At 68.5% G+C, this 10,050-nt stretch carries 10 protein-coding genes and 1 pseudogene; 6 read left to right on the forward strand and 5 right to left on the reverse strand.

The window, feature by feature from the left end; translation table 11 throughout:
* On the forward strand, positions 1 to 782 hold a 782-nt coding region (locus G3N62_RS32310; RefSeq protein ID WP_206141429.1), incomplete at its 5' end, for an alpha/beta hydrolase.
* Here the strand turns inward: G3N62_RS32310 and G3N62_RS32315 are convergent.
* Positions 752 to 1,594, reverse strand: coding sequence for an EcsC family protein (locus tag G3N62_RS32315; RefSeq protein WP_034189583.1), 843 nt, complete (start codon positions 1,592 to 1,594; stop codon positions 752 to 754). The genes G3N62_RS32310 and G3N62_RS32315 overlap by 31 nt on opposite strands.
* A gap of 107 nt (positions 1,595 to 1,701) precedes the next feature.
* Here G3N62_RS32315 and G3N62_RS32320 point away from each other — a divergent pair, with 107 nt between their 5' ends.
* Together G3N62_RS32320 and G3N62_RS32325 are read left to right on the forward strand one after the other, a co-directional pair.
* Positions 1,702 to 3,297, forward strand: a complete 1,596-nt coding sequence (locus G3N62_RS32320) for an MDR family MFS transporter (RefSeq protein ID WP_049030229.1) — start codon at positions 1,702 to 1,704, stop codon at positions 3,295 to 3,297.
* A gap of 50 nt (positions 3,298 to 3,347) precedes the next feature.
* Complete coding sequence (locus tag G3N62_RS32325; RefSeq protein WP_049030230.1) at positions 3,348 to 3,794, forward strand: MarR family transcriptional regulator; 447 nt, start codon at positions 3,348 to 3,350, stop codon at positions 3,792 to 3,794.
* 68 nt (positions 3,795 to 3,862) lie between these two features.
* On the opposite strand, the gene G3N62_RS32330 is transcribed toward G3N62_RS32325, so the two are convergent.
* On the reverse strand, positions 3,863 to 4,444 hold the full coding sequence (locus tag G3N62_RS32330; protein WP_034189580.1) for a DJ-1/PfpI family protein: 582 nt from the start codon (positions 4,442 to 4,444) through the stop codon (positions 3,863 to 3,865).
* Positions 4,445 to 4,598: 154 nt separating this feature from the next.
* Positions 4,599 to 5,879 (reverse strand): amino acid deaminase, encoded by a 1,281-nt coding sequence (locus G3N62_RS32335; RefSeq protein WP_059557115.1) that lies wholly within the window; start codon positions 5,877 to 5,879, stop codon positions 4,599 to 4,601.
* Between the two features lie 119 nt (positions 5,880 to 5,998).
* Here G3N62_RS32335 and G3N62_RS32340 point away from each other — a divergent pair, with 119 nt between their 5' ends.
* The 3 genes from G3N62_RS32340 (at position 5,999) to G3N62_RS32350 (ending at position 8,886) form a co-directional block, all read left to right on the forward strand.
* Positions 5,999 to 6,937 (forward strand): MurR/RpiR family transcriptional regulator, encoded by a 939-nt coding sequence (locus G3N62_RS32340; protein ID WP_124671259.1) that lies wholly within the window; start codon positions 5,999 to 6,001, stop codon positions 6,935 to 6,937.
* Between the two features lie 2 nt (positions 6,938 to 6,939).
* On the forward strand, positions 6,940 to 8,421 hold the full coding sequence (locus G3N62_RS32345; protein ID WP_124671260.1) for a D-aminoacylase: 1,482 nt from the start codon (positions 6,940 to 6,942) through the stop codon (positions 8,419 to 8,421).
* A gap of 78 nt (positions 8,422 to 8,499) precedes the next feature.
* Positions 8,500 to 8,886, forward strand: a complete 387-nt coding sequence (locus G3N62_RS32350) for a Rid family hydrolase (RefSeq protein WP_006751946.1) — start codon at positions 8,500 to 8,502, stop codon at positions 8,884 to 8,886.
* 88 nt (positions 8,887 to 8,974) lie between these two features.
* On the opposite strand, the gene queF is transcribed toward G3N62_RS32350, so the two are convergent.
* Together queF and G3N62_RS32360 are read right to left on the reverse strand one after the other, a co-directional pair.
* Positions 8,975 to 9,799, reverse strand: a complete 825-nt coding sequence (queF, locus tag G3N62_RS32355; RefSeq protein WP_049030108.1) for an NADPH-dependent 7-cyano-7-deazaguanine reductase QueF — start codon at positions 9,797 to 9,799, stop codon at positions 8,975 to 8,977.
* Positions 9,800 to 9,811: 12 nt separating this feature from the next.
* Positions 9,812 to 10,050 (reverse strand): annotated as a pseudogene (locus G3N62_RS32360) (threonine ammonia-lyase, biosynthetic); the annotation flags it as partial.

Genomic DNA, 10,050 nt, shown 5'->3' on the forward strand with positions numbered 1-10,050 from the left:
TGCGCGGCGAGTGGCTCGAGCGCACCGACGCGAGCGCGGGGCGCGGGCCCGGCCGCACGCTGCTGTACTTCCACGGCGGCGGTTATTACTTCTGTTCGACGAGAACGCACCGGCCGCTGGTGTTCGGCCTGACGAAGCGTGCGGGTGTGCGCTCGTTCTCGCTCGACTACCGGCTCGCGCCCGAAAACCGTTTCCCGGCCGCGCTCGACGATGCGCTCGCGGCCTACCGGCAACTGCTGGCGCTCGGCACGCCGCCCGAGTCGATCGTGCTCGGCGGCGATTCGGCGGGCGGCGGCCTCGCGCTCGCGACGCTCGTCGCGCTGCGCGATCGCGGCGAACCGTTGCCGGCCGGCGCGATCCTGTTCTCGCCGTGGACCGATCTCGCGGCCACCGGCGCGACGCTGCGCACCAACGACGGCGCCGATCCGATGTTTGCCGGCTCGGCGCTGCCGAAGGCCGCGAAGCTGTACCTCGGCGACACGCCGGCAACGCATCCGTACGCATCGCCGCTCTACGCGGATTTCACGGGCCTGCCGCCGCTATATATCCAGGTCGGCAGCACCGAGGTGCTGCTCGACGATTCGCGCCGCGTTGCCGAGCAGGCGAAGGCGGCCGGCGTGGCGGTGGAGATCGAGGTGTGGCCCGACATGCCGCACGTGTGGCAGTTGTACGCGCCGATGATGCCGGAAGCGCGCGACGCGCTCGACCGCGCGGCCGCGTTCCTGCGCCGCGTCGCGGTCGAACGCGCGGTTCAGCGCGTCGGCGAGGCGTCGATCGCCTGATAGGCGGCCTTGACGGCCGCCGCGCCGTACTTGCGCTCGAGCCGGCGCACGGTGAAATGGCCGTGTGCCATCTGCTGGAAGTGGTCGATGAACAGCGTATTGACGGTCGCCCCCAGCACGGCGCCGATCGCCGGGATCGACTTCGCGGCCATCTGCTCGGTCACCTGCACCGAGAAGCGCGACGCGACCGTCTGCACGAGCTTGAACACGGCCGCCGAGCTGTGCGCGGCGATGCCTTTCGTCGTGATGTCCGACGACGCCTTCGAGATCGCTTGCGCAAGCGCGCCGCGCAGCACGAAATAACCGAGATCGGCGTCCTCTTCCTGCTTGTCCGGGTTGCCGCCCATGCCGAGCACGGCTAGGCATTGCAGCTGCGTATCGACCGACGTCAGGTCCTCGCCTTCGCTGCGCGCGATGTCGCATACCGAGCGGAAGATCAGCGTGGTCGTCACCGGCAGCTCGACCGGCAGCGCGAGAAAGCCGAACGCGCCGCCCGCCGCACCGGTCGTCGCGACCGCGAGCTTGTGCAGCAGGTTGCTCGGCTTGTCGGGCTCGGCGTCCGGCGCCGGCGGCTTGCCGAGCGTGCGCAGCGCGATGTTCAGGCACTTGCGCAGCGCGAGCTGCGTCGCGTCGTTGATCTTGCCGGTCGCGAAATCCGGCAGCCGCGCGATCATTTTCTCGACCGGCGCGCCGAGCATCCCGGTCAGCTTCATCGTCAGCGACGGACTTTCCAGTACCTGCTTCGCGCGCCCCAGCGCGTCCCGATCCTCCGGCGACAGCGTCGTCGCGGGGTTGATTGAAATCGGTTCCATTTCTCTCCTTGGCGTGAACAGGCCCCAAACCGTCGCCAGCCTAGATTACTCCGGCATGCTAGAATTTTGAGATTGTTTGACTCGTCAAAAGTTGCATCAACAAAAAAATGGCCGTCCATACTGCCGCCCACCATTCGAGCGGGCAAGTCCTGCCGTTCCGCGAATCGCTGCTGGCGATGATCGGCATCTCGTTCGTCACCATGCTGGTCGCGCTCGACCAGACGGTCGTCGGCACCGCGCTGCCGACCATCGTCGCCGAACTCAGGGGCTTCGACCTGTACGCGTGGGTTGCGACCTCGTATCTCCTCAGTTCCGTGATCACGGTGCCGATCTTCGGCCGGCTCGGCGACTATTACGGCCGCAAGCCGTTCGTGATCGTGTCGATCGTCGTGTTCACCGGCGCGTCGGTGCTGTGCGGGATGGCCAACGACATGCTGTACCTCGTGCTCGCGCGCGGCCTGCAGGGAATCGGCGGCGGGATGCTGGTCGGTACCGCGTTCGCGTGCATCCCCGACCTGTTCCCCGATTCCGTCGTGCGGCTGCGCTGGCAGGTGCTGATGAGCTCCGCGTTCGGCATCGCGAACGCGGTCGGCCCGTCGCTCGGCGGCGTGCTGACCCAGTCGTTCGGCTGGCGCTCGGTGTTCTACGTGAACCTGCCGGTCGGCCTGCTGTCGCTGTTCTTCGTGTGGCGCTACCTGCCGCACCTGCGCCACGTCGTGCACGATCGCAAGATGCGGCTCGACTGGCCGGGCGCGCTGCTGATCGCGCTGTCGCTCGGCGCGCTGCAGCTGTTCGTCGAATGGCTGCCGAAGTACGGCGTCGCGAGCTGGGCGTCGCTGCTGCTCGTTGTCGCGGTCGCGGCCGGCGTCGGCCTGTGGCACTGGGAGAAGCGCTGCGCACAGCCCATTTTGCCGTTCGACATGTTCGGCAACCGCGCGCTGTCCGCGCTGTTCGTGCTCGCGATCCTCGCCGGCTTCTCGATGTTCTCGCTGCTGTTCTACGCGCCGCTGCTGTTCCAGGGCGGTTTCGGGATGTCGCCGAAGGAAGCCGGGCTCGTGATCACGCCGCTCGTCGTGTTCATCACGATCGGCAGCATCATGAACGGACGCGTCGTCACGCGCATCCGCCATCCGAACGCGATGCTGCACGTCGGCTTCGTGCTGTTCGCGATCGCGTGCGCGGGCATCGTCGTCTCGACGCACACGACGCCGGCCTGGATGCTGATGGCGCTGATGGTCGCGGGCGGCATCGGGCTCGGTTTCGTGCTGCCGAACCTCACCGTATTCGCGCAGCAGGCAGCCGGACGCGAGCACCTCGGGATCGCGACGGCGCTGCTGCAATCGCTGCGGATGGTCGGCGGGATGCTCGGCACCGCGCTGACGGGCACGCTCGTCAACCAGATGTATTCGAGCGGCGTGCGCGACGCGCTGTCGGCCGATCACGCGATGCAGTGGCATGCGCAGCTCGCCGATCCGCAGATCCTGATCGATCGCGCGGCACAGGGCGGTCTCGTCGCGGCGCTCACGCGCGCCGGGCATAATGGCGCGCTGCTGCTGGAAGCGGCCCGCGAATCGCTGGTCGGCGCGATCCACCTGGGCGTCGCGATGGCGGCCGTCGTGGCCGTGGTGTCGGTGTGGCAGTGCCGCCGCGTGCCGCCGATCGCATTGCGGCGCAAGATCGAGCCGCACGTCGCGGCCGATTGACCGATCGGGCGATTCAACGATTCAACGATTTACCGGAACGACATCAGCGCATGGAAGAACAGGACCGCGTCGCGATCTTGCAGCAATTCGGACGCACGTATCGCGCGTTCATGACCGCGTTCGAAGCGCACGTCGGGCAGCCGATGCCGCGCTGGCGCATCATGGTCGCGCTGCACACGATGGGCGGGCATTCGTCGCAGAAGAAGCTCGTCGAAGTGCTGCGCATCGATCCGGGCGCGCTCACGCGCCAGTTGAAGTCGCTCGATGCGCTCGGCTGGATCGAGCGCGAATCCGATGCGCGCGACAACCGCGTGACCAACGTGACGCTGACGGACGAAGGCCGCGCGGCGTTCGACGCGTGCCTGCCGCGCCGCAAGGCGTTCATCGAACAGACGATGGCGCAGTTGCCGGACGACGTGCTCAATGCGCTGTCGGGTGCGCTCGCGATGCTGGAAGCGCGGATCGCGGACGTCGGCTCGACGCCGGCCGCGCGTTGACGCGCGGGGCAGGGCGGCACGCCGGCGCCGCCGGCCGCCGCTTCATGTCATCCCGATCCCCTTCGGGCTTACAGCTCGATGCGCGTGCCGAGCAGCGCGAGGAATTGCGCGAGCCAGGCCGGATGCGCGGGCCACGCAGGCGCGGTGACGAACGGCGCGTCGGTCACGGCCGCGTCGACCGGAATATCCGCGTATTCGCCGCCCGCGAGCTTCACCTCGGGGGCGCAGGCCGGGTACGCCGAAATGCGCTTGCCGCGGATCACGTCGGCGGCCGCCAGCAACTGTGCCGCATGGCAGATCGCGGCGATCGGCTTGCCGGCTTCGGCGAACGCGCGCACGAGCGCAATCACCTTCGGATCGAGTCGCAGGTATTCGGGCGCGCGGCCGCCCGCGATCGCGAGCGCGTCGTAGCGCGCCGCATCGACGTCGTCGAACGCGGCATTCAGCGTGAACTGATGGCCGGGCTTCTCGGTGTAGGTCTGGTCGCCTTCGAAGTCGTGGATCGCGGTCTTGATCTTGTCGCCCGCGCGCTTGCCCGGACACACGGCATCGACATGGTGGCCGACGGCCTGCAGTGCCTGGAACGGCACCATCGTTTCGTAGTCTTCGGCGAAATCGCCGGTCAGGAACAGGATCTTCTTCGCGGCCATGGCTTTCTCCCGTAAAGCAGCGTTGAAGGCCCGTTCGCACCGTGCGCGACGGTCGCGAAGGGCCCCGAGGACGAAAGCGCAGTGTACTCCGGCGGATTGAAGCGCGCGTGACGGCCGCCCCGCGCGAGCGGCGGGGCGGTGCGCGCAATGGACGTCAGAAGAATGTTTCGACGACTTCCGTCACGCGGAACTGCGGATCGAGCACGAGCACCTGGCGCCACTTGTCGAACGTCAGGCACGGGTGCGAGATGTCGAACGCGATCATGTCGCCGACCTTCACGTCCGCGCCCGGCGGGATCTGCAGGTACGCGTGCTGGTCCATCATCCCGGTCACGGCCCAGCCTTCGGTCGCCGCGACGTCGCGCGGCGCGGTGTCGCGGCCCGGACGGAAGTGGCGCGCCGGCTCGGGCAGGCCCGCGTCGAACGCCGCGTCGCGCTTGCCGAGCGCGACGATCGCCCGATCGGCCTCCGGCACCGACTGCACGTACGCCCACAGCTGCAATGCCGGCAGCAGCCCCTCGCCCATCGAGCGCGCGATCGGGTTGCGCGCGAACACGTCGGTCTGCGCCTTCTTGTAGATGCCGACGTCGTGCGTCAGGTAGCAGCCCGGTCGCAGCACGACTTCCGCGAAGCCCGCATCCGACGCCTTCCTGAATTCTTCCGCGACCACGTCGTACCACGCCGAGCCGGCGCCGGACAGGATCGCCGGCGTGCGCGCGAAGCGGCCTGCCTCGGCGAGCACGCGCGTGAGCGCGACGGCTTCCTGCAGGAACGTGCGGATCTCGCCTTCCTCTTTCAGCACGCCTTCATAGAGTTCGATGCCGGCCAGCTTCAGCGTGTCCGGATAGCGCGCGATCGCGGCCAGCACGGCCTCGCGCTGCGCGGCATCGCGCACGCCCGCGCGGCCGCCCGGCACGCCGAGCTCGATCAGCACGTTCAGCGGTTTCTTCGCGTCGCCGAAGAAGCGGCCGAGCTGGTCGACGCTTTCCGCGGAGTCGACGAGACAGAAGAATTCGAAATCGGGATCCGACAGCAGCCCGGCGATGATCGTCATGTTCTGGCGGCCGACCAGCTGGTTCGCGAGCAGCACGCGTCGCACGCCGCCGTGATACGCGGCCTGGGTCTGGTGCGCGGTCGCGAGCGTGATGCCCCACGCGCCGGCGTCGAGCTGGCGGCGGAACAGTTGCGGCGCCATCGTCGTCTTGCCGTGCGGCGCGAACTTGACGCCGTATTTCCGGACGAACGCCTGCATCCAGTTCAGGTTGTGTTCGACGCGATCCTCGTAAAGCACGGCGGCCGGCAGGCTGACGTCTTCCGCGAGCAGGTTCCACTCGAGGCGGCCTGCGTCGTCGAGCGGCACGCTCGCGCTCGGCACGTTGCCGAGACCCTTGCCCAATGGATTGATTGTCGGTTCCTGATAGTTTGTAACTTTCATGTCATCCCGCTCCATCATCACTATGCATTGCACTGAAGTTGACACGCAGATGGTACAGAAAGTAGCATCTGCGCGGTGATGTTATTTAGTAACATCGAGCTTCGCACCCTTATCCGCAGATGAATACGCCCGCCTCCCCGTCCGCTCCGCTCGCGGCCGAGCTTCGTCCGGCTCCGGCCGCCCCGCCGGTCCTCGACATCGTCGCGCGGATCGCCGAATGCGCGCCCGAACTGCGCGAAGCCGAGCGCAAGGTCGCCGCGTTCATCCTCGCCGATCTGGCGCGCGCCGCGCATGCGAGCATCGGCGCGCTCGCGCGCGACGCGGAGGTCAGCGTCGCGACGGTCACGCGTTTCGCGAAGGCCGTCGGCTGCCGCGACGTGCGCGAACTGAAGGTGCTCGTCGCACAGGCGGCGGCCGTCGGCCAGCGCTTCCTGGTGCCGTCCGGCGACGCGCCGGCCGACGACGCGAGCCCCGCGTCGATGGTCTACGACGAGATTCGCGTGGCGCTCGCGCACAACCACCAGCTGCTGCGCAACACGTCGTTCGATGCGGCGGCCGACCTGCTCGCCGGCGCGAAGATGACCTACGTGTACGGGCAGGGCGGCGGCTCGACCGCGCTCGCCGACGAGCTGCGCTTCCGGCTCGTGCGCTTCGGCCGGCCGGTCGCGAGCTACCAGGACAGCGTGCTGCAGCGAATGGTGGCCGCGACGCTGTCGCGCGACACCGTGGTCGTCGCGCTGTCGGTGAGCGGGCGCGTGCCCGAGCTGCTCGAGAGCTGCCGGCTCGCGAAGCGCTACGGCGCGAAGCTGATCGCGATCACCGCGCCGGCGTCGCCGCTCGCGAAGCTCGCCGACCACCTGATCCCGGTCGTCGCATTCGAAACCGATTTCATCTACAAGCCTTCGACGTCGCGCTACGCGATGATGATGGCGATCGACGTGCTCGTTACCGGCGTCGCATTGCGGCTCGGCGATGCGGGCCGGGAATCGCTGCGCCGCATCAAGCACGCGCTCGATGCGCACCGCGGCGGCGGAGACCGTCAACCGGTAGGAGACTGACCATGCATTCGCATCCCGAAGCCGCCGATACGCTGATCGTCGGCGCGCAACTGTACGACGGCACCGGCGCGCCGCCCGTCACGCGCGACGTCGCGATCCGCAACGGCCTGATCGCCGCGATCGGCAACCTGTCGAACTGGCTGGCCGAGAACGTCGTGGAGGCGAACGGCCGCGCGCTCGCGCCGGGCTTCGTCGACGTGCACACGCACGACGACACGCACGTGATCCGCGCGCCGGAGATGATCCCGAAGATCTCGCAGGGCGTGACGACCGTGATCGTCGGCAACTGCGGGATCAGCGCGTCGCCCGTGACGCTCGCGGGCGATCCGCCCGACCCGATGAACCTGCTCGGCGAGCGCGGCGCGTTCCGGTACCCGACCTTCGCCGCCTACGTCGCGGCCGTGAACGAGGCGCGCCCGGCCGTGAACGTCGCGGCGCTCGTCGGTCATACGGCGCTGCGCAACAACCAGATGGACCGTCTCGACCGCGCGGCGACCGACGGCGAGATCGCCGGGATGCGCGCGCAGCTCGAGGAGGCGCTCGCGAACGGCGCGCTCGGCCTGTCGTCGGGCCTCGCGTACGGTTCCGCGTTCGCGGCGCCGGCCGAGGAAGTGATGGCGCTCGCCGAGCCGCTCGCGAAGGCCGGCGCGCTGTATACGACGCACATGCGCACCGAATTCGACGCGATCCTCGACGCGATGGACGAGGCGTATCGCGTCGGCAGCCATGCGCAGGTGCCGGTCGTGATCTCGCACCTGAAGTGCGCGGGCCCGTCGAACTGGGGGCGCAGCACCGAAGTGCTCGCGTCGCTCGAGGGCGCGCGCCGCTACCAGCCGGTCGGCTGCGACTGCTATCCGTACAGCCGCAGCTCGTCGACGCTCGACCTGAAGCAGGTGACGGGCGACATCGACATCACGATCACGTGGTCGGAGCCGCACCCGGAAGTCGCGGGCAAGCTGCTCAAGGCGATCGCGGCCGACTGGGGCGTGACCGAGCAGGAAGCCGCGCAGCGCATCCGCCCGGCCGGCGCCGTGTACCACAACATGTCCGAGGACGACGTGCGCCGGATCCTGTCGCACCCCGCGACGATGGTCGGCTCGGACGGGCTGCCGAACGATCCGCTGCCGCATCCGCGGCTGTGGGGCGCGTTCCCGCGCGTGCTCGGCCATTACGTGCGCGACACGAACCTGCTGCCGCTCGAGGAGGCGATCCGCAAGATGACGTCGCTGTCCGCGCGCCGCTACGGGATCGCGAAGCGCGGCGAGGTGCATGTCGGCTACCACGCCGATCTCGTGCTGTTCGACCCGGCGCGCGTGATCGACGCCGCGACGTTCGAGAAGCCGCAGCAGCCCGCGCACGGGATCGATGCCGTGTGGGTGAACGGCGTGCTGACTTACGAAAACGGCCAGCCGACCGGCGAGCGCGCCGGCGGGTTCGTCGCGCGCGGCGAGCGCGTGGCGGCGAGTGCCGACGCCGCGTTCTGAGCGCGGCGGCCGTTCCGATCTTCCGCGCGTGCCGCTGCCGGCGCGCGCATCCGCAACCGAGATGTGAGGAGTGAAACGATGAAGCGATATGGCGTGGGCGAAGCGAAGGGGACCGGCGGCCAGGTGATGCCGTTCGCGCGTGCGGTCGAGGCCGACGGCTGGCTGTATGTGTCCGGCCAGACGCCGATGGTGAACGGCGAGGTCGTCGAGGGCGGCATCGTCACGCAGTCGAAGCAGACGATCGAGAACGTGATCGCGATCCTGAAGGAAGCCGGCTACGGCCTCGAGCACGTCGTGCGCTGCGGCGTGTGGCTCGACGACGCGCGCGATTTCGCGTCGTTCAACAAGGTGTTCGTGTCGTACTTCGGCGAGCATCCGCCGGCACGCGCGTGCGTGCAGTCGAGCATGGTCATCGACTGCAAGGTCGAGGTCGACTGCATCGCGTACAAGGCGCCGGCGAAGTAACGCGGCCGCGCTTTTCCGCGCACGGTAAACAGCCCGGTCGGTGGAAGCCGACCGGGCTGTCTCGTCTGGCGCCCGCCGCGGGCCGTCCTTACTGCCGCGCCGTGCGCGCGTTGTCCGGCATCGGCTGGTTGTAGTTGGTGCGGAACGGGTTGATGTCGAGCCCGCCGCGCCGCGTATAGCGCGCGTACACCGCGAGCTTCACCGGTTTGCACGCGTGCATGATGTCGAGGAAGATCCGCTCGACGCACTGCTCGTGAAAGCCCGTGTGATTGCGGAACGAGATGATGTAGCGCAGCAGGCCCGCGTGGTCGATCTGCGGCCCGACGTAGTGGATCTGCACGCTGCCCCAGTCGGGCTGGCCCGTGACCGGGCAGTTCGAGCGCAGCAGGTCGGACACGAGCGTCTCCTCGACCGGCGCTTCGTCCTCGGCGGCCGACAGCAGCGACGGATCGGGTTCGTAGATGTCGGTGTCGAGGTCGAGGCGGTCGAGCGACAGCCCGTCGAGCTCGTCCATCTCGAGCTTGCCGAAATCGTGCGCCGACACCAGCTGCACCGACACGGTCGCGCCGCACGCGGCCGATACGTCGCGCTTCAGCACGTCGCGCACCGCGTCGATCGAGTCGAATTTCGACTGCGCGAACGAGCCGAGATACAGCTTGAACGACTTCGATTCGACGATGTTCGGCGATTCGGCCGGCACGTAGAACGTCGCGACCGCGACCTGCGGCTTGCCGCGCGCGTTGAGCCACGACAGCTCGTACGCGTTCCAGATGTCGGTGCCGAAGAACGGCAGCGCCGACGTGATGCCCAGCTGCTCGCGCGCGCCGGCGCGCGGGATCGGGAACAGCAGCGACGCGTCGTACTGCGCCGCGTAGACGGTGGCCTTGCCGAGCGGGGAATGTTCGGGGTTCATCGTGTGACGCCTTTACGACAGGAAGAGGCGGTAAGCCGGGTTGGCGCTCTCTTCGACATACGGATAGCCGAGTGCCGCGAGGAAGCGTTCGAATTCGGCGCGATCGGCCTGCGGCACCTGCAGCCCGACGAGGATCGAGCTGTAGTCCGCGCCCTGGTTGCGGTAGTGGAACAGGCTGATGTTCCAGTCCGGCGCCATCGACGACAGGAACTTCATCAGCGCGCCCGGCCGCTCGGGGAATTCGAAGCGGA

It is taken from the genome of Burkholderia sp. Tr-20355, from assembly GCF_017104685.1.
GTDB classification, from domain to species: Bacteria; Pseudomonadota; Gammaproteobacteria; order Burkholderiales; family Burkholderiaceae; genus Burkholderia; species Burkholderia seminalis.